This is a genomic window from Tessaracoccus coleopterorum (genome assembly GCF_011174705.1).
Taxonomy (GTDB): domain Bacteria; phylum Actinomycetota; class Actinomycetes; order Propionibacteriales; family Propionibacteriaceae; genus Arachnia; species Arachnia coleopterorum.
In genome coordinates, this window is record NZ_JAANIJ010000001.1 from 2,216,308 (window position 1) to 2,238,563 (window position 22,256).

The following is a 22,256-nucleotide window of genomic DNA, read 5'->3' on the forward strand; positions in this document are numbered from 1 at the left end:
CCAACGAGGTCGGCGACTCCGAGGCGTCGCCCCTCTCGGCGCCGAAGGTGCCAGATGCCCGCCCCGACGCGCCGATCCAGCTGACCGTCGACTACGCGGACAGCGCGCTGCGCCTCAACTGGAACCACGACGTGCAGTACTCGTCGCGCAACGGCGGCAGCCCGATCGTCAGCTACACGGTGGCGATCAGCGGCGGCACCACCGGCACCGAGGTCATCTCCGATCCCGGCGCCAGGAGCTACACGTGGCCGGGCCTTGTCAACGGAACCGCGTACCAGTTCACCGTCACCGCCACGAACACGAGCGGGCTGCAGGGCACCTCGGTGGCCTCCGTGGCCGAGTATCCCTCCGGCATCCCCACCGGTGACGCTGCACCGGTCGCGTCGCCCATCAACGACGACATCGGCGGCGCCTTCAACGTCACCTTCACGACCTCCGGCGTCGACCCCAAGGGCGACCCGGTGAAGCAGTGGATCGTGGTGCCGAGCGGCAGGTCCGGAGCCAGCAGCGCCAGCCCCGTGACGGTCAACGCCGACGGCCGCACCAGCTACACCGTCCGCGTGGGTGGCATGAGGCTCGAGCCCACCCTCTTCACCATCCAGGCCGTCAACCGTGGCCCGGGGGTCGGGACCGTCGGCAGCACAGGCAGGTACCAGGTGGCCTACCCGCAGCCGCGGATCACGAAGGCCTCCTGGGCGCCCCGGGAGGGTGGGGCCGCGGTGACGATGGAGACGAACGTGCCCAAGGGGCGCCCGTCGGCTACGAGTATTCGGTCGACGGCGGCGACTACCGCACCTTCGACGGCGTCTCCGTGTCGGGCCTGACCAACGGCCAGAACTACACGCTCAGGTTCCGGCTGCGGCTCGAGGACCTCACCTCGGCCGAGTACAAGATCACCGGCGTGCAGCCGCGGGCCGACACCCCGCCGCCGCCCAAGGTGATCCGCCGACTCTTCCTGCTGCCGGACAAGGTCCAGTTGTCGTTCAGCGACGACCCCATCGACACCGAGGGCTGGCGGTTCACCGAATACGTCTACTGCACCTACGTCGGCAGCGACGGCTGCCGACTCGACAAGCGGCAGCCCAAGGCCAAGGCGGGCGCCACCAACACGGTGCGCTGGGCGGCGGGCGCCGCGAGCGGAACCTACGAGGTGGTCCTCGACGGGGTCACGCAGCCGAACCGCAGCGGCTCGGAGGTTTCGGCCAGGTTCCCCTACGTGGAGAACGGGCTCTGCACGATCACGGCGACGGGTCCCTCCGGGAACTCGGTGGTCGACAAGGTCTCCGACTCGGGCGGCATCCTGAGCTTCACGAACACCTACTCCGCGATCCCGATCCCGAACCCCCGGCTGAGGGCCCGACCACGGAGGCCGCAAAGACGATCGAGGTCGACTGCACCATCAACGGGGAGTCCGACAGCTGGAAGTTCAACAACGAGTGAGCGCCCGAGCCACCCACACGAGAGACTGAGAGACAACAGACATGAATCCGGAGCAAGCCCGCTGGTTCGGGGAGAACTTCGCCAACATCGTCGGCAACGTGGAACGCGTCATCATGGGCAAGACCGAGGCCATCCGGCTGGCCGTCACCTGCCTGCTCGCCGAGGGACACCTCCTCCTCGAGGACTTCCCGGGCACCGGCAAGACGACGCTGGCGCGGGCCATCGCCCAGTCGGTTCAGGGCACGAACTCACGCATCCAGTTCACGCCCGACCTGCTGCCCTCCGACGTGACGGGCGTGACCATCTACGACCAGAAGTCCGGCGAGTTCGAGTTCCATCAGGGGCCCATCTTCGCCGCGATCGTGCTGGCGGACGAGATCAACCGGGCCTCGCCCAAGACCCAGTCGGCGCTGCTCGAGGTGATGGAGGAGTCCCGCGTCACCGTCGATGGACAGTCCTACAACGTGGGCCAGCCGTTCATGGTCATCGCGACGCAGAACCCCATCGAGCAGGCGGGCACCTACCGCCTGCCCGAGGCACAGCTCGACCGCTTCCTCATGAAGACCACCCTCGGCTACCCCGACCACGAGGCCACCATGAGGATCCTCGCGACCGGCGGCAACAGGCCCCGCTCGACGGCGCTGCCCGCCGTGATCTCCACCTCCCAGGTGGCCGAGATGAGCCAACTCGCCAACTCGGTGCACATCGAGTCGTCGGTGTTCGACTACATCGCCCGCCTCACCGCAGCCACCAGGTCGCTTGGCGACGTCCGGCTCGGTGTGTCGATCCGCGGCGCGCTCGCACTGGTGCGCGCATCCCGGGTCTGGGCCGCCTCCCTCGGAAGGCACTTCGTCGTCCCCGATGACATCAAGATGCTCACCATCCCGTGCCTGGCACACCGCCTGATCCTCGATCCCGAGGCCGAGTTCAACGGCGTCCAGGCGGTCGATGTGATGGCCGAGGTTGTCGGATCCGTCCCGCCGCCCACCGAACGCCAGCCCGCCTGATGACCGGGCGGCCGAGACGCGCTGGGAGGCCCCCGAGGCGGTCGATCCACCGACCACCCAGGGCTGCGCAGCGCGTTCCGCCGCGTCCGCGACATCACAGGGGTCCGCACCGCCGGCTGGTTCGCCCTGCTCGGCGGCCTCGTGAGCCTCGGCGTCGGCGTCGCCCTCGGCTGGGTCGAGTTCACGGTGGCTGGACTGCTGGCCACCGTCTTGTTGCTGGTGTGCCTCCTGTACACGATCGGTCGACCCAACCTGCAGGCACGGGTCGAGTTGACCGGCCGCTCGGTGACGGTGGGGAGCGGGCCTCCGGCCTGCTCCACGTCCGCAACGCCGCGCGCCGAAGGCACTGGGGATCCCGGCTGGACCTACCCATCGGGGAGGTCAACGCGAGCTTCGCGCTGCCGTCAATGAGCGCGGGCGAGGTGACGAGCGAGTCGTTCCGGATCCCGACCGACAGGCGGGGCCTCATCACCGTCGGCCCGCGCGCTCGGTGCAGGGCGACCCGTTCGCGCTGACCGGACGTGAGGCCCGCTGGACCGAGGAGTTCGAGCTCTACGTCCACCCCCGCACCGTGCCGCTGCCCGGCAGGCAGACCGGCTTCGTGCACGACCTGGAGGGCCATGCGAGCCCGCACCTGTCGTCCGCCGACATGAACTTCCACGCGCTGCGGCCCTATGTCGCCGGTGACGACCGCCGCCACGTCCACTGGCGCTCGACGGCACGCACAGGGCGTCTGATGGTGCGGCAGTTCGAGGAGTCGCGGATGTCCCGGGTGGCGGTGTCGCTCGACACGGGGCGCGCCGCCTACCTCGACGAGGATGAGTTCGAACTCGGGGTCTCCGTCGTCGCGTCGGTGGCGATGCAGACCCTCTACTCGGAGTCGCCCCTCACGCTGCTCACGTCGCGCGACGAGTTGGTGGCGGTGACGCCGTCGCGCGCCCTCGACCAGCTCTCCGTCGTGACACAGACCGCGCGGGCGGCATCCTCGACCTGGTGCACTCGACGATCAGGCGTGCCCCCGCCGCATCGGTCGTCATCGCCGTGACCGGTTCCTCGACCACGCTGTCGATGCTGCGTCGGGCCTGTGGCCGCTTCGATGTCGATGCCCGCGTCATCGGCATCCGGGCGGTGTCCGGGGAGGAACTCAGGGTCCGGTCCGCGGGTAATGTGACGGCGATCCAGCTGGGGCGTCTCGACGACCTGCCCCGAGCGATCCGGAAGGCGATGGAGTGATGGTGGCGAGGAGGGCGGTCGAAACCATCGACCGGAGTTCGTTCACGACCACGTCGAAGCAGGGACGCGCCGTGTGGCTCGCCGTCGACGGCGCGGCCCTCCTGATGCTCCTCACGTTGACCGCGCTCGCGTTCCTCCCGTGTACGGCACACCCTGGCTGTTCGTCACGGTCCTCGGGTTCGGGATCGTCGGCATGGGTATCGGGGTGTTGTCGGCGCTGCGCAGGCTCAACACGCTCGCCACCGTCGGCATCGCGACGCTCGCCTGGTTCCTGTTCGGCGGGTTCCTGGTGATGCCGTCGTCGACCATCTCGTGGGTGGTGCCCACCGGTCGCACGCTGTACGGGCTGCTGGTCGGCCCGGTGACCGCATGGCGCGACATGCTCACCCTCGCCCCACCCATCGGGGAGACCTTCAACCTGCTGACGGTGCCGGGCCTCGTCGGGCTGGTCGCTGGCCTCATCGGTGCGCTCGTGTCGCTCCGTTCCCGGGTGCCGATGCTCGCCTGGGTCGCTCCCGCCTTCGGTTACCTGATCGGCGCCGTCGTCGGCTCCGACACGGCCTTCCGACCGGTACTGGTGGGTGTCGCGTTCTTCCTCACCGTCCTCCTGTGGACCACGTACCGGCGGGCCGTCACGCGTGGGCCCTCGCCGGGCACACCGGCAGGTTCCGTCCCGTGCGCGGGCTCCTCGGGTGGGAACCGTCGCGGTGGCGGGGCCCTCACGGTGGGCCTGGTGCCGCTTCTGGCCGGTGGCGCGGAGCGCGACAACGTCCGGGCTGCCATCGAACCGCCCATCAATCTCCAGCGTTACGCCTCGCCTCTCCAGGGGTACCGCGCGAACATCACCGAGCGGCGCGAGTCGAAGGTACTGACCGTCGTCGGCGCCGTCGAGGGCGACATCATCCGCCTTGCGACGCTCGACGAGTACGACGGCCTCAGCTACAACGTCGCCTCGCTCGACGACTCCGCCGTCGAGGCCACCACCTTCACCCGGGTCGGACAGTGGATCGCCGACGACCGGCCCGGTGCCGACCGCACCGTCTCGGTCACGATCGACGACTACTCCTCGGTGTGGACCCCGACCCTCGGCCGCACCAGGGGCATCGCCTTCGAGGGCGAGCGGCGCGTGGCCCTCTCCGAGAACTTCTACTACAACCACAGTTCCGGCACGGGATCACCACGGCGGGGCTGCTGCCGGGCGACAGTTACACGCTGGAGGCGCGGGTGCCCACCAGACCCGCAGACGGCGACATCGCGGCTGCGGGCGCGGGGACCTACCCGCTCCCCGCGAGCGACAACGTGCCCGAGATCGTGCTGAGCCGCGCACGCGCCATCGCCGGTGAGGGCACCACCGGGGGCGCGGCAGCGCTCGCGCTGGAATCCGTGTTGCGCACGGAGGGCTACTTCAGCCACGGCCAGGCCGACGAGGCCGTTTCGCTGCCGGGGCACTCCGAGCGCAGGCTGATCACGCTGTTCGAGGGCACGGAGATGGTCGGAGACCACGAGCAGTACGCGGTGGCCATGGCGCTCATGGCCCGCGAGCTCGGCATCCCCGCCCGGGTCGTGTACGGCTACCGGGTCGGCGCCACGCAGACCATCACGGGGAGCCAGGTCGGTGCCTGGACCGAGGTGTTCCTCGATGGCCTCGGCTGGGTCATGTTCGACCCACCCCTCCCGAGACGCAGACGCCGCCGGAGGAACCGCCGCATCGTCCGCCGGAGCAGCAGCAGTTCGTCGACAACCCGCCACCTCCGCCGCTGCGGCCCGAGGTGCCACAGCCGGACGACCAGATTCCGATCGACCCGGGCAAGGCACCCGAGGAAGAGACCGTGATCGACTGGGCCCGGGTCGGAGCAGTCGCGCTGCTCACGGGTATCCCGTTGCTGACGGTCGTCGTGCCGGTGGCGCTTGTCCTCGGACTCAAGCTGCGCCGCCGCTCCCGGCGCCGCAACGATCCCATGATCGCCAACCGGATCGCGGGAGCATGGGCCGAGCTGGTCGACCGGGCACGGGACGTCGGGCGCTCGCCGTCGGCGTCGGCCACCAGGACCGAACAGGCCGAGGCCCTCAAGAGCGACTTCGCGCGGCTGCGCGACAACAGCGATCCGGTGGCCCTCGCCAAGGAGGCCGACTGGCTCGTGTTCGCGCCGGGCGAGCCGAGCGAGGCGCTGGCCGATGAGTACTGGGCCTCTTCGGCCGCGGTGCGGCGCGGCATGCGGCGCTCGGTGAACCGCCTCCGGTGGATCGTTTCGCACCTGTCAACCAAGTCGTTCCGCAGGATCCGTTGACCGCGGTCGGCGACCCGCCGGGCGGTAAGGTGTTGCGGCGTACCGGGAGTATTCGAGGAGGACGGACGTGAGCCGACTGATTCCACGCGGAGTGGTGGTCGCAGGCCTTGGCCGCCGGTTCCTCGCCGCCGTGATCGACCTGCTGCCCATTGCGCTCGCCTATGCGGCCCTGTTCATCGTGCTCAACGCAACCTCGTCGCCGGCGATCATGCTCGTCGCGAGCATCGGCGCCGCCGTTGTCATCGCGGGATACGCGCTCTACCAGTGGTGGGCCTACGCCACCCGCGGGGCCGGCATTGGCGCCCGGTTCACCGGGCTGCGCCTCGTCTCGTTGAGTAACGGCGAGCCGATCGGGTGGTGGCGCTTCTTCCTGCGCCAACTGGTGTTCTCCGCGCTGATGGGAACGGTCATCGGCGGCATCGCTCTGCTCATCTTCCTCGTCATCCACGAGCGGCGCCAGGGTTGGCACGACATGGTCGCAGGGGCCGTCGTGGTCCAGCCGAAGGTGGCGGAGGTCAAGCCCCAGACGCAGCAGAAGAAGACCCACGCCACCAGCACGGTCGGGCTACCGCCGCACCTCGCAAGCACCTTCAGCCCGCAGCCCGGCACCTCTCAAGGGTGGTCGTCGGAGCCGCAGGCCGCTCCCGACTGGCTGCCTGGCGTCGCATCGGAGCCGTTGCAGCCCCAGAACCCATTCCAGCCGCCGCAGGCCCAACCCGCCCAGCCGGCCGGGCAGGCACCCTGGTCGCCCCCGCAGGCGGCCCCGGCCACCCAGGCTTGGCCCGCCCCTGCGCAGCAGCCGCAGCCGTGGCAGCCGCCTGCCCAGCAGCCGGGCACGCCGGCCCCACCCCAGCCCGACCGGCCGCAGCAGCCTGGAACCCAGCCCTGGGTCCCGGTCAGCGGCCCGAGGCCGTGCCCCCGCCGCGCAGCCATTGCCTTCACCCTCGAGATCCCCTCAGGCCTGGATTCCGATCCCATCCGCCTCCTCGGTCATCGAACCGTCGCGCAACGTGCGTGTCCGGGAGCGCGAGTTCGGCGAGGTCGACGACGACGAGGGGACCCGCATCGCGAGCCTGCCGCCCTCCGCGGGGCAGCGCGACGGTGGAGAAGGCTGGTACGTCCGCCTCGATGACGGCCGGGAGGTCGAGCTGACGGTGACCGTGCTGCTCGGCCGCAACCCCCACAAGGACCAGGGCGACCCGGAGGAGGTCCACCTTGTGCCGGCCTCCGGCGATGGTCGGATGATCTCCCGGACGCATGTGCTCATCGGGACCGACCCGCGCGGCGTGTTCGTGGTCGACCGGGGATCGACCAACGGCACCGCGCTCGTGGCAACCGGCGGATCACTCGAGCCCTGCCCACCCGGCACCCAGATGCGGGTCCGCGAGGGGCAGCAGGTCTCCTACGGGAACCGGTGGTTCACCGTGCTCAGGCGTCCCGCGCCGCTCGGCAGGTGAGCGCGACCCCTGCCCGGTTCCGCGGCCCGGTCGCCGGCTCCGCCGAGGCCTCCGCACCGCTAGGCTGTCGGTCATGCTTCTGAGCGATCGAGACATTCTTGGCGAGGTCGAGGCCGGTGGAGTGCGCCTCGATCCGTGGGACCCGGCGATGGTCCAGCCGTCGAGCGTCGACGTCCGGCTCGACAAGTTCTTCCGCGTCTTCGAGAACCACCGGTACCCCTCGATCGACCCGTCGGTCGAGCAGCCCGAGCTGACCCGCCTCATAGAGGTGGCCGACGACGAGCCGTTCGTCCTGCACCCGGGGAGTTCGTGCTCGGAGCGACCTTTGAGCAGGTGGCGCTGGGGCCATCGGTCGCGGCGCGGCTCGAGGGCAAGTCGTCGCTCGGCAGGCTGGGCCTGCTCACGCACTCAACGGCCGGCTTCATCGACCCGGGCTTCACCGGGCACGTCACGCTCGAGCTGTCCAACATGGCGACCCTTCCCGTCAAGCTCTGGCCTGGCATGAAGATCGGCCAGCTCTGCTTCTTCCGGCTCAGCTCCCCGGCGGAACACCCGTACGGTTCGTCGCAGTACGGCTCGCGTTACCAGGGCCAGCGGGGTCCGACCCCGTCGCGCTCCCACCTGAACTTCCACCGCACGAAGATCTGACGCCCGGGTCGGGTGCCGAGGCGTGCTCCCGGCCCACCCGGCACGACAGGCGCCGGTTCTCCTGAGGGGGTCCTCGCATGAGCGTCACACGGGGCATGGGCGGTGGCCGGATGGTCGGCCGGCTCGCGGCCGACCCCGCCATCACCGGCCACAAACTCGACCGCGGCACCGCCCGTCGTGTGCTCGCCTACGGTAAGCCGTTCAGCAGACTGATCGTGGTGTTCCTCATCGCGACCGTGATCGACAGTGCGCTGTCGGTCGTCCCGCTCCTGCTGTTCCAACGCATCATCGACGACGGCGTGCTCGGCGGCGACAGGCGACTGATCGTCCTGCTCTCCCTCGCGGTCGCGGGCATGGCGCTCGCCTCGGCAGGCGTGGGCCTGGTGGAGCGCTGGTGTTCCGCCCGCATCGGTGAGGGGCTCATCTACTCGATGCGCACCCAGATCTTCGGTCACGTACTGGCAATGCCGGTGGCCTTCTTCTCCCGCTCACACACCGGCAAGCTGGTCTCCCGGCTGCAGTCCGACGTCATCGGGGCGCAGCAGGCGTTCACCTCCACGCTGTCGTCGGTGGTGAGCAACGGGATCACTCTGGTGCTGGTGCTCGGCTCGATGCTCGCGCTCTCCTGGCCGCTGACGCTCGCGGCGCTGGTGCTGCTGCCGCTGTTCATGTTGCCCGCCTCCCGCGTCGGCCACAGGCTGGCCGACCTGTCGCGCACCCGCATGCAGCAGCAGGCCGAGATGTCGGCCACCATGACGGAGCGGTTCTCGGTCTCCGGGGCGCTGCTGGTCAAGCTGTTCGGTGACCCGGACACCGAGCGCGCCTCCTTCGCGCGGCAGGCGGACGCTGTGGCCGGCTCGGGCGTCAGCATCGCGATGGTTTCGCGGGTGTTCCTCACCGCCCTCACCCTCGTCGGTGCCCTCGCCACCGCCGTGTTCTACGGCTTCGGCGGCCTCGGAGCGGTGGACAGGACGCTCAGCGTCGGCACCCTCACCGCCCTCGTGGCACTGCTCGCCCGCCTGTACGGGCCGCTGATGCAGCTCAGCACCCTGCGGGTCGACGTGATGACGGCGCTGGTCAGCTTCGAACGCGTGTTCGAGGTGCTCGACCTCGAACCGCTGATCGTCGACGCCCCCGACGCAACCCGGGTGGACGGGCCGCCGAGCGTCGTCTTCCGTGACGTGGCGTTCACCTATCCCGACGCGCAGCACGTGTCGCTGGCCTCCCTCGAACCGTCGGCCGCGGCCCACGAGTCGGCCTCCCAGCCGGTGCTCAGAGGGGTGTCGTTCGAGGCCGGCCCCGGCAAGACCGTCGCGCTGGTGGGGCATTCGGGCGCCGGGAAGACGACGATCACCCACCTCATCGCACGGCTCTACGATGTCGACTCAGGGGTGGTCGAGGTGTGTGGCTCCGACGTGCGGGGAGTCACGCTCGCCTCTCTCCGCGACCGGGTGGGCTACGTCACGCAGGACGCGCACCTGTTCCATGACACCATCCGTGCCAACCTCGCCTACGCCCGGCCCGATGCATCCGATGAGGAGTTGTGGGGCGCGCTCCGCGCCGCGCAGATCGCCGATCTTGTGGAACGGCTCCCAGACTCAATGGAGACCGTGGTGGGGGAGCGGGGCTACCGGCTGAGCGGCGGGGAGAGGCAACGCTTCGCGATCGCCCGCCTCCTGCTGAAGGCACCGCCGATCCTGGTGCTGGACGAGGCGACGGCGCACCTGGACTCGGAGTCGGAGGCGGCGGTGCAGCGCGCGCTCGACGCGGCCCGCGAGGGGCGGACGTCGATCGTCATCGCGCACCGGCTCTCCACCATCCGCGGTGCGGACCTGATCCTGGTCGTGGAAGGTGGCACGGTGGTCGAGTCAGGCACCCACCAGGCGCTGCTGGAGCTCGGCGGACAGTACGCCGAGCTGTACCACACGCAGTTCGCCGACCGTCAGTAGTCGCCCTGGTCGACGGCGTCCCCGTCGCCGTCCGCCCCGGCCAGCACGGCCGCGGTGCCGGAGAGGCCCAGCCGCGTGGCGCCCGCCTCCACCATCTTGTTCGCGGTGGCGTAGTCACGGATGCCGCCGCTGGCCTTGACGCCGAGTCGCTCCCCGACGGTGGCCGCCATCAGCTCGACGGCGTGCACGGACGCACCCCCGGCCGGGTGGAACCCGGTTGAGGTCTTGACGTAGTCGGCTCCCGCAGCCTCCGAGGCGCGACACGCCGCGACGATCTCGTCGTCGGTGAGTGCGGCCGACTCGATGATCACCTTGAGCAACCCCCTGGTGGCCTCACGGACGGCGCGGATCTCGGCCTCGACGAGGTCGGGGCGCCCCTCCTTCAGCAGGCCGATGTTGATCACCATGTCGACCTCGTCGGCTCCGTTGGCCGAGGCCTGGGCGGCCTCGAACGCCTTCGCCTGCGGGGTGTGGTTGCCGGAAGGGAAGCCGCACACGGTCGCGACCTTGACGTCTCCCATGTCGTCGGTGATGGGGAGCATTGAGGGGAGACGCACACGGAGTAGGTGCCGAGCTCCTTCGCCTCAGCCACGAGCGCCGAGATCTGGGCGCGCGTGGCGTCCGTCTTCAGCAGGGTGTGGTCGACCAACTGAGCCAGGGCTGTGCGGGTGATCTCCATGTCCGTCCTTTCGGTTCGCCTTCTCCGGGCATCGTATCGCCCGGTCCGTAGCCGACGGCGTGCGAGTGCTCCAGGCCAGAGGGTGAAGACACCTTGTCTCGGACCGGTTCGAGCACCGCTGCTGAGCGTTTGAACGAGTAGCGGTCACTTTGGTCGAGCGAACCGGGGCAAAGGTTGCCGCATTGGCTGGGACCGCTCCTAGGCTGCCGGGCAACGCGGCTCCACTGTGGAAGCCGCATCCAGGAGTCGAAGGGGATCCATGTCACGACCACGACTGAAGACACGACGGACGGTGGCCACCGTTGCCGCCGGCGCGTTGGTGACCGGAGGGCTGGCGTTCTCGCCGGCCCCGGCCAGCGCGGACCTCACCTATGCCTTGTTGCCGCAGAGCCAGATGTCCGTGGTGGCCGTCAACTCTGTTGAGCCTGAGGCTGAGCTGGGCAGAGGTGGCGGGCCCGCCGAGTACGTCCTCGACGGAAACAGGGACACGTACTGGCACACCAAGTGGCAAGGTGGCGTCGACCCGCTGCCGCACCACCTGACCGTGAAGCTGGCCGATGAGGCCGTCCAGGTCGGTCGCGTTACTCTGACGCCGCGCCAGAGTTCCAACGGCTCGGGGCGCGTCAACGAGTACGAGCTGCTCGCCGCCACCGGCCCCGACTGCACGGCCGCCACGTACACCAAGGTGGCGGAAGGTTCGTTCCCGGGCGATGTCGCCTCCGCGCTGACCGACCGCGTCATCACGCTGGACCAGCCCGTCGACGCCAACTGCCTGCAGGTGAGGTACCTGAGCACCTGGGGCGGCGTGAGGGGCGCCGACCCCATCTCGCCCGCCGAGACGGTCGGCTCGCTCGCCGAGTTCAACGTCGAAACCGTCTCCGGCGAGGTCACCCCACCGACCCGCCCCGAGATCGTCATCCCCGAGGGCACCGTCGAGATCGCCGACGGCGACCTCACGGTGCGCATGCACCCGGGCTTCCCGCAGGTCGTCGACTACCGCCTCGGTGACAAGCAGCTCGCCGGTCGCCTCGGTGACGCGCTGACCAGCATCCTCGTCAACGAAGAGGAGCAGCCCGTCACCGTCGGCGCCCCCGTAAAGTCGGACGACGGCAGGTCGGCCACCTACGCGCTGACCTTCCCGAACCTCGAGGGCGTCTCCTTCGATGCGGTCGCCTCGGTCAAGGAGGGGGTGTTCACGCTGACGCTGACCGGCCTCGTCGACCCGGACAACGACGTGCGTCGCGTACGGATCCCCAACCACGACCTGGTCACCGTCACCTCCGACGACGCCGCCTCGCAGCTCACCGCGGGCCGCATCAGCCCCGACCGCAACAACGTGGCCGACAGCTTCGACAACGTCGCTGCCTCCGCCCCCGTGCCGTGCGGGGCTCCTACCTGATCGTGGCGAACAACTCCGAGCTCGCGGCCGCGTTCGATACGAACGCCACCGAGGACAACACAGGCCCGTCGAGCACGTCCGGCCGCGTCTCCAGCGGTAACAACCGTTACCAGAACGCCATCGTCGAGGCGGACGGCTACAAGTTGGGCACCGCCTACGCCGGCACCTGGACGTGGCTTGCCGAGGGCGTCGTCGCCAAGGGCGGCGACACCTCCATCGGCCGTGAGAATGATCCCTTCGTCGAGATCAAGCTCACCGCCGACGCCAACGCCGACGCGGTCGTCGACTGGCAGGACGGCGCCATCGCCACGCGCGACATCGTCCTGCAGGCCAACGGCACCGAGGATGTGCCCGACACGGTCATCGCCCGCATCCCGTTCAACATCGTGTCGCAGGCGACCCACCCGTTCCTGCGCACGCTGGATGACACCAAGAAGATCGCGCTTGCCACCGACAACCTCGGCCAGCAGGTGCTGCTCAAGGGCTACCAGTCCGAGGGCCACGACGCGGCGCACCCCGACTACGCGGACAACTACAACATCCGCGCCGGCGGCTACGACGACCTCGTGAAGCTGGTCGACGAGGGTGCGAACTGGAACGCCATGTTCGGCGTCCACGTCAACGCCACCGAGTCGTACTCCGAGGCCAACGCCTTCTCCGAGGACCTGCTCTACATGCCGCCGCGCAAGGCGTGGGCTGGATGAACCAGTCCTACTACATCGATGGACCGAAGGATCTGGCCACCGGCAACGTCCTCGACCGCTTCCGGGACTTCATGGACGAGGCGCCGGAGAACCTGCGCTGGCTCTACATGGACGTCTACTACCCGTATGGCTGGGAGATGGAGCGCTTCACCGAGGAGCTCCACGACCAGGGCTGGACGATGTCGACCGAGTGGTCCGACCACATGCCCCAGCAGACCATCTGGTCGCACTGGTCGCAGGATGAGAACTACGGCGGCTCGGCCAACAAGGGCCTGAACTCGCAGCTGATGCGGTTCGTCTACAACTCGAAGCGTGACACGTGGAACCCGGACCCCGTCCTGGGTAACACCAACATCGTCGACTTCGAGGGCTGGACCGGCCACGTCGACTACAACAAGTTCATCGACAACGTGTGGCAGCGCAACCTGCCCACCAAGTTCCTGCAGCAGTCCGACATCGTGAAGTGGGACAAGGCCGGCGGCGAGATCACCTTCGCCAACGGCACCGTCGCGACGTCCCCGCTCTCCGGCATCAACGGCGCCACCGTTCCGACCAACCGCACCTTCGCCTACGACGGTGCCACGGTCTACGACCAGGGCAGGTACCTCCTGCCCTGGGATGACAAGACCGGGGAGCGCCTCTACCACTTCAACGGCACCGGAGGCCCGTCCGAGTGGACGCTGACCGACGCCTGGAAGTCGCAGACCAGCCTCAAGCTGTTCAAGCTGACCGACACCGGTCGGGTCGACGCAGGCACGGTCACACCCGCTGACGGCAAGGTCACCATCGAGGCCGAGGCCAACACCGCCTACGTGCTGTACCCGACCTCCGAGGTTCCCGAGGCCAAGGCGCCGAACTGGGCCAGGACTCCGGCATCGCCGACCCCGGCTTCTTCTCGGGCACCCTGGACGCGTACGACACCACCGGCGACGTGTCGGTCGTCAAGACCGACCGCGGCAACTACCAGGCCGAGTTCGGGGCCGGCGCGGCCTCGCTGACCCAGGAGCTCACCCTCCCCGCAGGCACCTACTCCGGTTGGGCCTGGGTCGAGGTCGAGCCCGGCCAGACCCGCGACCTCACCGTCACCGCGAGCGGCGACGGCGTCGAGGCGGCGGGCTACTCCACCGGCACCTCCGGTGTGGTCGCCAACACCATCTCCTCCTCGACGGTCATGAACGCGACCGCCTCGGATGAGAAGCTGCGCACCAACTTCCAGCGCCTGCGCGTGGTCTTCACCACCGACGGCACCCCGTTCGAGCTCGGCTTCACCGTCGGCGACGGCGACGCCAAGGTCTCCATCGACGACCTGCGCGTCGTGGAGTACACCCCGGCCGACGATGCCGACGAAACCGACGAGACGATCTTCTTCGAGGACTTCGAGAACATCGACACGGGCTACTTCCCGTTCGTCACGGGTGCCACCAACGCGGGCGGCGACGCACGCACCCAGCTGGCCAAGCGCCACGCCCCTTCTCGCAGAAGGGCTGGTACGGCGTCGACAGCTTCAACAAGGTCGTGGAGGGCGGCAAGCTCAACGACAACGCGCTCACGGGCACGTGGTCGCTGATGGCCAACAACGAGAACGCTGGCGAGATCCTCAAGACCTCCCCGGCGCCATCGCGTTCGAGGCCGGTCACAGGTACCGCGTCTCGTTCGACTACCAGACCACCTACGCCGACCAGTACCGTGTGCGCCTCGGTGGCGACTCGATCATCGACGGTGCGGTCACGACCACCAACCTGGTCTCCGAGGTCCTGCCGCAGACGCTCTCCACCACCAGGTGGAACGGCGAGTTCGACGCCTCCTGTGGTGCGCCGTTCATCGCCATCGACAAGATGGCGGGCCAGAACACGCAGCACAACATGACGATCGACAGCCTGCGCGTCGAGGATCTCGGCGAGAGCTCCGGTGTCTGCCTCGATGGCTCGATCACGGCCAACGCCAGTGTGGAGGCCGGTGGTGCGCTGACCGTCACCACGAAGGTCGTCGCGATCAGCGGCGCCCTCACCGACGTGAAGCACGCCCTGACCCTGCCGGAGGGCTGGACCTCGTCGGTCACCACCCCGGTGCCGTGAACCTTGCCCAGGGTGAGACCTCCACCCAGGTCTGGAGCGTCCAGGTGCCGCTCGAGGGTGAGACCTCCACGATCGGCTTCACCGGATCGGCCGGCGCCGACGGCGAGACCGCGACGGTCAACCGTTCCACCAAGGTGTCCGTCTCGCAGCCCCTGCCCGACGGGGAGATCTACCTCTCCGACCTGCGGGACCGCGTCACCAGCCAGGCCAACGGCTGGGGCCCGCTCGAGTGGGACCTGTCCAACGGTGAGGACGGTGCCGGCGACGGTGGCCCCATCAGCGTGGACGGCGTGACCTACGCGAAGGGCCTCGGCATGCACGCCAACGGCCACGTCGCCTTCGATCTGGGTGGCGAGTGCACCGCGTTCAAGTCGATCGTCGGCATCGACGACATCCAGGGTGCGAAGGGTTCCGTGACCTTCATCGTCCAGGGTGACGGGGTCGAGCTGGCCCGCTCGCCCGAGCTGACCGGTTCCTCGCAGGCGTTCGCGTTCGACGTCAACATCACCGGCGTGAAGAACCTGAAGCTGATCGCCGACCAGGGGCCGGCAACGGCAACGACCACGCCGACTGGGCAGGCGCCCGCGTGCTGGCGAGGGTGATGTCGAGGTTCCCGACACCGACGCCCCGGTGATCGAGAAGATCGCCGATCAGGCGGTTGAGCTCGGGTCCGATGTGTCGGTCGCCGTCAAGGCCGCCGACGAGTCGACGCCGCTGGTCTACTCCGCAGAGGGCCTTCCGGCCGGTGTCGCGATCGATGCCGCGACCGGTGTGATCTCGGGTAGGCCGACCGCTGCCGGCGTGTCGAATGTGACCGTCACGGTCGCCGACTCCGAGGGCAACGAGGCGACCGTGTCGTTCACGATCACGGTCACCGAGGCGCCTGTCGTCGACACCGACGCCCCGGGCATCGAGAAGATCGCCGACCAGGCCGTCAAGGTCGGGGCCGACTTCACGCTCCAGGTCAAGGCCACCGACGCCTCCAAGCCGCTGGCCTACTCGGCCACCGGTCTGCCTGCGGGCCTGAAGATCGACGCCGCAACCGGTGTGATCTCGGGCAGGGCGACCAAGCCGGGCAACAACAAGGTCGTCGTGACCGTCACCGACGCACAGGGCAACCTGGCCTCTGTCGAGTTCAAGCTCAAGGTCGAGAACCAGAACAAGCCGAGCTTCGAGCGGACCGCGCCCTACACGCTGGCCGGGTTCCACAAGGTCAACGGTCGGGACTGGTTCACCAAGTGTGAGAACTACTCGCAGACGCAGCGCTGCCGCACCGACATCTGGGCCTCGACCGTCGTCAAGACGGGTAAGGGCTTCGAGGTCAGGAAGGCGTGGGTGTTCAACAACCTCACCTACCTGCCCTACATGTTGCGCGGGCAGTGGGCCGCCAACAACCTGGGCTACACGAACCAGTGGACCGCAGCCGACGGCCGCAGGTGGAAGACGGAGTGCGACACCACCAACACGGGTGGCAACGGATGCCGCAGCTACGCGATGACCACGGTCGTCTCGGCAACCCCGAAGCGTGGGGGTGGCTACACCTTCTCGCAGTCCAACCAGTGGGTGTTCAACAACATCGTGATGTTCCGCTGACATCCCGGATGAGCTGACGCTCAACAGGATCGGCCCCGGCTCGTACGAGCCGGGGCCGATCAATGTGTTCCGGTCAGCCCGCGGCGGCGACCCCGTCAGCCAGTGGGAGGGAGACCCGGAAGGTCGTGAGGCCGGGGCGCGACGCGACGTCGGCCCTGCCTCCCCAGGACTCGACCATCGCCCTCACGATCGCGAGGCCGAGGCCGGTTGACGGGGCAGTCGTCGCGGCCCTCGCCTCGTCGGCCTTGGTGAACCTCTCGAACACCAACGGCAGCGTCTCCTCCGGAATGCCCGGCCCGTCGTCAGCCACCTCGATCACGGCGAGGCCGTCGACCGCACGGACGCTGGTGTGCACCTGGGTGCCGGGCGGCGTATGGGTGCGGGCATTGGACAGCAGGTTGACCATCACCTGGTGCAACTGGTCCGCGTCCGCCAACACCGTGACCTCGGACGTGGGCACATCGAGCAGCCAGCGGTGGTCGCTACTGGCGGCCTGGGCATCCGAGACGGCATTGAGCACCACCTCGACGGCGTCGACCGGGCCGGGCTCGATCCGGGCGTCCGAGTCGAGCCGCGCCAGCAGGAGCAGGTCGTTGACGAGCTTCGACATGCGCGTCGACTCGGACTCGATGCGACCCATCGCGAACCGGGCGTCGGTGACTTCGGGGGAGCGTCGGGCCAACTCGGCGTAGCCGCGGATGGCCGCGAGCGGGTTGCGCAGTTCGTGGGAGGCGTCGGCAACGAACCGGCGCAGCTTGGTCTCGCTCGCCTCGCGGGACGCCAGGGCACCCTCCACCCGGTCGAGCATCTGGTTGAATGCCGACGACAGGCGCGTCACCTCGTTGTGCTCGGGCAGGTCCACCACGTCGACACGCGGCACCTCGACGGTTCCCCGCTCCAGTTCGAGCCTGCTCACCTCGTCCGCGGTCACCGTCAGCTCGCTCAGCTTGCGGGTCGCCCGACGCAGCACGGCCCGCGTCACCACCGCGGTGACGACCAGGGCGAGGGCGGTGAGTCCGACGGCAAGCCGCGTCATCCAGGTCAGCGAGTTCTCCACCTTCTGGACGGGGATCCCGACCACGGCCTTACCGAACTGCGTCTGGTACGCCATCACCCGGTAACTGCCCATCTCCGGGAGCCGGATGGTGTGGATCTCGCCGTCGGCAGGCGTCGCGTAGATCTTCTCGGACTCGGCCGTTGTCACGGTGGTCGGGATGCCCGGCTCCTCGTTCTCGCTGACGAGCAGGATCGAGCGGAGCTGCCCCGACGCGTCGGGGGCGAACATGACGGTGCCGAGGGGTTCCCCGGTGACTGGATGCCACTGACCGGCGACGACGGCCGATCCCCCGCAACTGGTTCTGCGCCACGGCCGAGACATCCCGGTCGAGCTGGTTGTACAGGATCGTCCGCGCGGTGAGGATCGTGCCGACGCACAGGAGGAACGCCATGCTTGCCACCACGGCGAGCAGCTTGGGCAGCAGCTGGGACGCGATGGATCCGCGGAGCGGGCTCATGACCCGACCGGGCGCAGCACGTAGCCCGCGCCCCGCATCGTGTGGATCATGGGCTCGCGGTCGGCGTCGATCTTCTTGCGGAGGTAGGAGATGTACAACTCCACGACATTGGCCTGACCGCCGAAATCGTAGTTCCACACCCGGTCGAGGATCTGCGCCTTCGACAGCACCCGCTTCGGGTTGCGCATCAGGAAGCGGAGCAGCTCGAACTCGGTGGCCGTCAGATGGATCTGGGTGCCGGCGCGGGTCACCTCGTGCGAGTCCTCGTCGAGGATCAGATCCCCACCACGATCTGGGTGTCGGGGCGCACCGTCGTCGCCCCGGAGCGGCGCAGTAGGCCGCGGAGGCGTGCGATGACCTCCTCGAGCGAGAACGGCTTCGTGACGTAGTCGTCGCCCCCGGCCGTCAGGCCCGCGATCCGGTCCCGCACGCCGTCCTTCGCGGTCAGGAAGATGACGGGCACGTCCGGCTGCTCGGTGCGGATCCGACGCATCACCTCGAGCCCGTCGAAATCGGGAAGCATCATGTCGAGCACCAGCGCATCCGGCTGCACCTCGCGCGCCACCCGCACCGCCTCGTTGCCCGAGGCCGCGGTGTGCACGTCCCACCCCTCGTAGCGCATCGCCATGGACAGCAGCTCGATGAGGCTCGGCTCGTCGTCGACCGTGAGGATGCGGATGGGGGTGCCGTCGGGACGGCTGAGGGTGTCGCTGGTGGCCATGGCACTACTGTGGCACCTCTCCAGCGGTGGAGGCTATGGATTGCCTGTGCAGAACCTGTGAGGGTCAGCCCGCGTAGCGGGGTCCTCACCGATCAGGTCGCGGGACTCCGCGGAGGGCCGGATGAAGAGGTGGTCCAGCCCGGCCCTGCCGGAGCCGAAGGCCAGCAGCAGGAGGCCGAGCGCCGCGAGGATCGCGTTGTACTCCCAGCCGCCGTCGCCCACGTAGAAGCCGGCGCCCTGTTTGGTGGTGAGGATGATGGCGGCATTCATCACCACCATGCCGAGGCCCACCAGCGGCGTCGCGAGGCCGAAGGCGAGCAGGACCCCACCCACAAGCTCGAAGATGACCACCGCCACGGCGAGGCCGTCGGCCGCCGGGAGGCCCGCGTCGGTCAGGATCTGGGCCTGCTTCCCGAGGCCGCCGGAACCCTGCCACCGGCTCCAACCATGGGCCACCAGGGTGACTCCTGCCACGATGCGCGCGACCAGCAGCGCGATGTCGCGCACCGCCTTCAGGAATGCCTCCACCGGTGCCTCCTCAGGCCTGGTCGGACTTCGGCTGAACTTCTTCGCCGTGCATCAGTCTGCCCGACACGCCCGACCCGAGTCGCTCAAGGGCCAATCTTCCGACCAGTTGCTGGTTGGTGACGACCCTCTGGAGCGTCCGTTGGTGATGAAGGTGATGGCCCAGCTCAGCAGCGTGGTGACGCGCTGCTTGAAGCCCGCGATGTAGAGCAGGTGCAGGAACAGCCACGCCACCCAGGCGATGAAGCCCGTCAGCCGGACCTTTCCGATCATGGCGACAGCCGAGAACTTCGAGATGGTGGCCATCGATCCCTTGTCGAAGTACGAGAAGGCGCCCGGAGGGTCGGCGTGAGTGAGCCGCGCCGTGATCGTCTTCGCCGCATGGCGCGCGCCCTGGATGGCGCCCTGCGCCACGCCGGGCACCTCGGGGACGGCGGCCATGTCGCCGACCACGAACACCTCCGGGTGGCCGGGAGGGTCAGGTCGGGCTCGACGATGACGCGGTTGGTGCGGTCGAGTTCGGCGCCGGACTGCTCGGCGAGGATCTCGCCGAGTTCGCTGCCCTTCACGCCCGCGGCCCACACCTTGCACACCGCCTCGATCCGGTGGGTGCCGCCGTCCTTGTCGCGGATCTCGATGCCGTCCTCGTCGACGTTGGTGACGATGGAGTTGAGCTCGACCTCGACGCCCAGCCTCTCGAGCACCTTCCTCGTCCGCTCGCCGAGTTCCTTCCCGAACGGGGGCAGCACCTGGGAGGCGCCGTCGACAAGGACGACGCGGGCCGTCGTGGAGTCGATGGAGCGGAACTCGTCGGCGAGTGTCGAGTTCGCCAACTCGCGGATCTGGCCCGCCATCTCCACCCCGGTCGGGCCGGCGCCGACCACGACGAAGGTCAGCAGCCTGCGACGCTCCTCCGGGTCGGTGGTGAACTCGGCGACCTCGAAGGCCTTGAAGATGCGGGCCCTGAGCTCGAGGGCGTCGTCGATGGTTTTCATGCCCGGCGCGAAGGTCGCGAACTGGTCGTTGCCGAAGTACGACTGGCCTGCCCCTGCCGCCACGATCAGCGAGTCGTAGCCCGTCTCGTGGTAGTCGTTGTGGAAGCGCCACTTGACGACCCTGTTGGTCAGGTCGATGTCGTCGACGAGACCGAGCAGCACCTGGACGTTGCGCTGGCGGCGCAGGATCTCGCGGGTGGCAGGGGCGATCTCGCCCTCGGACAGCACCCCGGTCGCCACCTGGTAGAGCAGGGCTGGAACAGGTGTGACGTCGTCTTCGCAATGAGCGTGACGTCGACATCGGCGTGCTTCAAGGCCTTCGCGGCGAACAACCCGCCGAACCCCGACCCGATGACGACCACGCGGTGGCGGGTCATGAGCGAGCCGCTTTCGTCTGGAGGAACGTGTCGTATCGCATTCAACCAGGGTAACCCGGCGTGCACCCCGCGCCTCAATCAGTCCGGGCCCGGCACAGTAGGCTTACCGGGCTTGAGACGAGAGATCGGACAAGGTGTTGAGACTGCCTTCCTGGCTGCGGACCGCGGGTCGCGGCGCGCCGACGGCCCCCTGGCTGTGGGTGCTGCTCGGCATGCTCGCGGTCGTCACGGTCATCGGGGGCTGACGGCGGACCTGCACGGATTCCTCGAGGTGCGTGCCAGCTGGTGGCGTCCACTCATCACCCTGCCCGCCGTGAGCGTGCTGCTGCTGGCCTGGTGGCAGCTGGGCCCGCGGTGGAGGCATCCGCTGGTCACGGCGGCGCTGTGGTCACTCCCGATGCTGTTCGCGCTGCCCATGCACTCCCGTGACGCCTACGCCTATGCGGCAACGGGGTGGAACGTCGCGCGGGGATCGACCCGTACGTGACGCCGCTCGGTGATGCGGGCATGCCCGGCCTCCTCGTCGGGACGCACTGGTTCGAGACGACGTCGGTGTATCCGTCGCTGTCGCTCGACTTGTTCGGGCTGCTCTCGAGGGTGACCGGTGGTGACCTCTACTGGACGCTCGTCGCGCTGCGACTTCCGAGCGTGCTCGCGCTCGTGCTGCTTGCCTGGGTGTTGCCGCGGCTGGCCCGCCGGTTCGGGCTCGACCCGCTGACCGTGCTGTGGGCGGGCCTGCTGAACCCGGTCATGCTCGTGCAACTGGTGGGAGGTGTGCACAACGACGCGCTCATGGTGGCGTTGGGCATGGCCGCCTTCCTGGCCGTCACCGACCTCGGTTGGAACGGCTGGCGTGGCCTCGTGGTCGCGGGAGTCCTGCTCGGCGTCGCGATGGGGGTCAAACAGTCGGCCGCACTCTTCGGCCTCGGGGTGGTGGCCGTGGCCTGGGGACTGCGCCGCCACCGGGGCGGCGGCTGGCTGGGTGCCGCCGATGGACGGGGCTGGCTACGCCTGGCCGCCGTCGCGGTGGTGCCTGGCCTGATCACCATCACCACCTTCCTGCTGACCTCGGTCTCGTGGGGCCTCGGCTGGCGCAATCCCACGGCGGGCAACCCCATCGGGGCCACCAGCAACGCGCCGATGTCATGGATCGCGTCGTTCCTGCGGTACCACGAGGTGTTCAGCTTCCCCGTCGCCAACGCGGTCGTGTCGACCGTGTCGACCGTCCTGATCGGCGCGCTCGTCCTCGTGCTGTGGGTATGGATCGGGCCCCGCGGCTCGGGCATCGGCCGCCCGTGGGTCTTCGCGGTGGGGGTGCTCGTCGCGTTCAATGTCGTCGGCCCGGCGCTCCAGCCCTGGTACCTGACCTGGGTGCTCCCCCTTTTCGCGTTCGTCCGCGGCCCCGCGGCGGTCAACCGCGTGTGGCTGGTGACGGTGTGTGCCTTCGCGATGCTGCCGCCGCTGCAGGACCTGCTCCCTCCCTACATCTCGATGTTCGTGGTGGCCCTTCCGCTCGGGCTCGGCTTGTCGGCGATGCGGCGGCGGGGTTCCGATCCGCTCCCGGTGTCCGACCATGGCGTCGACCCCTTCAAGACCTCGGTGTGATGCCCGGCGGCCCTCCCGCCACTAGGTTTGCGGGCATGTCGAGTGTC

At 69.0% G+C, this 22,256-nt stretch carries 23 protein-coding genes and 4 pseudogenes; 21 read left to right on the forward strand and 6 right to left on the reverse strand.

The genetic code is table 11. The features are described from left to right. Positions 1-47: 47 nt before the first annotated feature. The 12 genes and pseudogenes from G7085_RS14225 (at position 48) to G7085_RS14280 (ending at position 10,022) form a co-directional block, all read left to right on the forward strand. Positions 48-824: a fibronectin type III domain-containing protein gene (locus G7085_RS14225; RefSeq protein ID WP_331715999.1), complete on the forward strand. Its 777-nt coding sequence runs from the start codon at positions 48-50 to the stop codon at positions 822-824. Positions 825-1,481: 657 nt separating this feature from the next. Then, complete coding sequence (locus G7085_RS14230) at positions 1,482-2,447, forward strand: AAA family ATPase (RefSeq protein ID WP_197511490.1); 966 nt, start codon at positions 1,482-1,484, stop codon at positions 2,445-2,447. A gap of 141 nt (positions 2,448-2,588) precedes the next feature. Continuing rightward, the gene (locus G7085_RS14235; protein ID WP_197511491.1) at positions 2,589-2,858 is read left to right on the forward strand and encodes a hypothetical protein; all 270 of its coding nucleotides are present in this window, start codon (positions 2,589-2,591) and stop codon (positions 2,856-2,858) included. Positions 2,859-2,937: 79 nt separating this feature from the next. Next, positions 2,938-3,492 (forward strand): DUF58 domain-containing protein, encoded by a 555-nt coding sequence (locus tag G7085_RS14240; RefSeq protein WP_197511492.1) that lies wholly within the window; start codon positions 2,938-2,940, stop codon positions 3,490-3,492. Then, entirely contained in the window at positions 3,489-3,680 is a 192-nt protein-coding gene (locus G7085_RS14245; protein ID WP_197511493.1) for a hypothetical protein, read from the forward strand. Before G7085_RS14240 ends, G7085_RS14245 begins: the two co-directional genes overlap by 4 nt. Positions 3,681-3,819: 139 nt before the next feature. Further along, positions 3,820-4,998, forward strand: coding sequence for a hypothetical protein (locus G7085_RS32745; RefSeq protein WP_197511494.1), 1,179 nt, complete (start codon positions 3,820-3,822; stop codon positions 4,996-4,998). Then, positions 4,980-5,513 carry a transglutaminase-like domain-containing protein gene (locus tag G7085_RS32750; RefSeq protein WP_197511495.1) on the forward strand — a complete coding sequence of 178 codons (534 nt, stop codon included), beginning with the start codon at positions 4,980-4,982 and terminating at the stop codon, positions 5,511-5,513. The genes G7085_RS32745 and G7085_RS32750 overlap by 19 nt, the downstream gene beginning before the upstream one ends. After that, positions 5,510-5,968, forward strand: a complete 459-nt coding sequence (locus tag G7085_RS14260; RefSeq protein WP_197511496.1) for a hypothetical protein — start codon at positions 5,510-5,512, stop codon at positions 5,966-5,968. The genes G7085_RS32750 and G7085_RS14260 overlap by 4 nt, the downstream gene beginning before the upstream one ends. 67 nt (positions 5,969-6,035) lie before the next feature. Then, positions 6,036-7,100, forward strand: coding sequence for an RDD family protein (locus G7085_RS14265; protein WP_197511497.1), 1,065 nt, complete (start codon positions 6,036-6,038; stop codon positions 7,098-7,100). A gap of 22 nt (positions 7,101-7,122) precedes the next feature. Then, a complete protein-coding gene (locus G7085_RS14270; RefSeq protein WP_197511498.1) occupies positions 7,123-7,425 on the forward strand; it encodes an FHA domain-containing protein in 303 nt (100 codons plus the stop codon). Positions 7,426-7,498: 73 nt separating this feature from the next. After that, positions 7,499-8,073, forward strand: a pseudogene (dcd, locus tag G7085_RS14275) (dCTP deaminase). A 77-nt stretch (positions 8,074-8,150) separates the two neighbouring features. After that, positions 8,151-10,022 carry an ABC transporter ATP-binding protein gene (locus tag G7085_RS14280; RefSeq protein WP_197511499.1) on the forward strand — a complete coding sequence of 624 codons (1,872 nt, stop codon included), beginning with the start codon at positions 8,151-8,153 and terminating at the stop codon, positions 10,020-10,022. Here G7085_RS14280 and deoC read toward each other — a convergent pair. Then, positions 10,016-10,701 (reverse strand): annotated as a pseudogene (gene deoC / locus G7085_RS14285) (deoxyribose-phosphate aldolase). The gene G7085_RS14280 and the pseudogene deoC overlap by 7 nt on opposite strands. Before the next feature lie 292 nt (positions 10,702-10,993). Here deoC and G7085_RS30560 point away from each other — a divergent pair. Genes G7085_RS30560 through G7085_RS26400 form a run of 7 tightly spaced genes read left to right on the forward strand, consistent with a single transcriptional unit; the run spans position 10,994 to position 16,472 of the window. Next, positions 10,994-12,100, forward strand: a complete 1,107-nt coding sequence (locus G7085_RS30560; protein ID WP_197511500.1) for a discoidin domain-containing protein — start codon at positions 10,994-10,996, stop codon at positions 12,098-12,100. Between the two features lie 2 nt (positions 12,101-12,102). Then, the gene (locus G7085_RS30565) at positions 12,103-12,804 is read left to right on the forward strand and encodes an endo-alpha-N-acetylgalactosaminidase family protein (protein ID WP_331715679.1); all 702 of its coding nucleotides are present in this window, start codon (positions 12,103-12,105) and stop codon (positions 12,802-12,804) included. Then, positions 12,801-13,802, forward strand: a complete 1,002-nt coding sequence (locus G7085_RS30570) for an endo-alpha-N-acetylgalactosaminidase family protein (protein ID WP_197511502.1) — start codon at positions 12,801-12,803, stop codon at positions 13,800-13,802. Before G7085_RS30565 ends, G7085_RS30570 begins: the two co-directional genes overlap by 4 nt. Further along, positions 13,736-14,371, forward strand: a complete 636-nt coding sequence (locus G7085_RS32755; protein WP_197511503.1) for a hypothetical protein — start codon at positions 13,736-13,738, stop codon at positions 14,369-14,371. Before G7085_RS30570 ends, G7085_RS32755 begins: the two co-directional genes overlap by 67 nt. Next, positions 14,361-14,879, forward strand: coding sequence for a hypothetical protein (locus G7085_RS14310; RefSeq protein ID WP_197511504.1), 519 nt, complete (start codon positions 14,361-14,363; stop codon positions 14,877-14,879). Before G7085_RS32755 ends, G7085_RS14310 begins: the two co-directional genes overlap by 11 nt. After that, positions 14,876-15,481 (forward strand): NPCBM/NEW2 domain-containing protein, encoded by a 606-nt coding sequence (locus tag G7085_RS14315; protein WP_197511505.1) that lies wholly within the window; start codon positions 14,876-14,878, stop codon positions 15,479-15,481. The genes G7085_RS14310 and G7085_RS14315 overlap by 4 nt, the downstream gene beginning before the upstream one ends. A gap of 28 nt (positions 15,482-15,509) precedes the next feature. Further along, entirely contained in the window at positions 15,510-16,472 is a 963-nt protein-coding gene (locus tag G7085_RS26400) for an Ig domain-containing protein (RefSeq protein WP_331715680.1), read from the forward strand. A gap of 73 nt (positions 16,473-16,545) precedes the next feature. On the opposite strand, the gene G7085_RS14325 is transcribed toward G7085_RS26400, so the two are convergent. The 5 genes and pseudogenes from G7085_RS14325 to G7085_RS14340 form a co-directional block, all read right to left on the reverse strand. After that, positions 16,546-17,757 (reverse strand): sensor histidine kinase, encoded by a 1,212-nt coding sequence (locus G7085_RS14325; RefSeq protein ID WP_197511506.1) that lies wholly within the window; start codon positions 17,755-17,757, stop codon positions 16,546-16,548. 225 nt (positions 17,758-17,982) lie between these two features. After that, positions 17,983-18,707 (reverse strand): annotated as a pseudogene (locus tag G7085_RS14330) (response regulator transcription factor). A gap of 33 nt (positions 18,708-18,740) precedes the next feature. Then, positions 18,741-19,235, reverse strand: coding sequence for a DoxX family protein (locus G7085_RS14335; protein WP_197511507.1), 495 nt, complete (start codon positions 19,233-19,235; stop codon positions 18,741-18,743). A 51-nt stretch (positions 19,236-19,286) separates the two neighbouring features. Continuing rightward, complete coding sequence (locus G7085_RS26405) at positions 19,287-19,538, reverse strand: hypothetical protein (protein WP_231979536.1); 252 nt, start codon at positions 19,536-19,538, stop codon at positions 19,287-19,289. Beyond that, positions 19,502-20,604, reverse strand: a pseudogene (locus G7085_RS14340) (NAD(P)/FAD-dependent oxidoreductase). Before G7085_RS14340 ends, G7085_RS26405 begins: the two are co-directional and overlap by 37 nt. Positions 20,605-20,875: 271 nt before the next feature. Between G7085_RS14340 and G7085_RS14345 the strand changes: the two are divergent. Together G7085_RS14345 and mptB are read left to right on the forward strand one after the other, a co-directional pair. Further along, complete coding sequence (locus G7085_RS14345) at positions 20,876-21,091, forward strand: hypothetical protein (protein ID WP_197511508.1); 216 nt, start codon at positions 20,876-20,878, stop codon at positions 21,089-21,091. Then, positions 21,088-22,209 (forward strand): polyprenol phosphomannose-dependent alpha 1,6 mannosyltransferase MptB, encoded by a 1,122-nt coding sequence (gene mptB / locus G7085_RS14350; RefSeq protein WP_197511509.1) that lies wholly within the window; start codon positions 21,088-21,090, stop codon positions 22,207-22,209. Before G7085_RS14345 ends, mptB begins: the two co-directional genes overlap by 4 nt. Positions 22,210-22,256 lie beyond the last annotated feature (47 nt).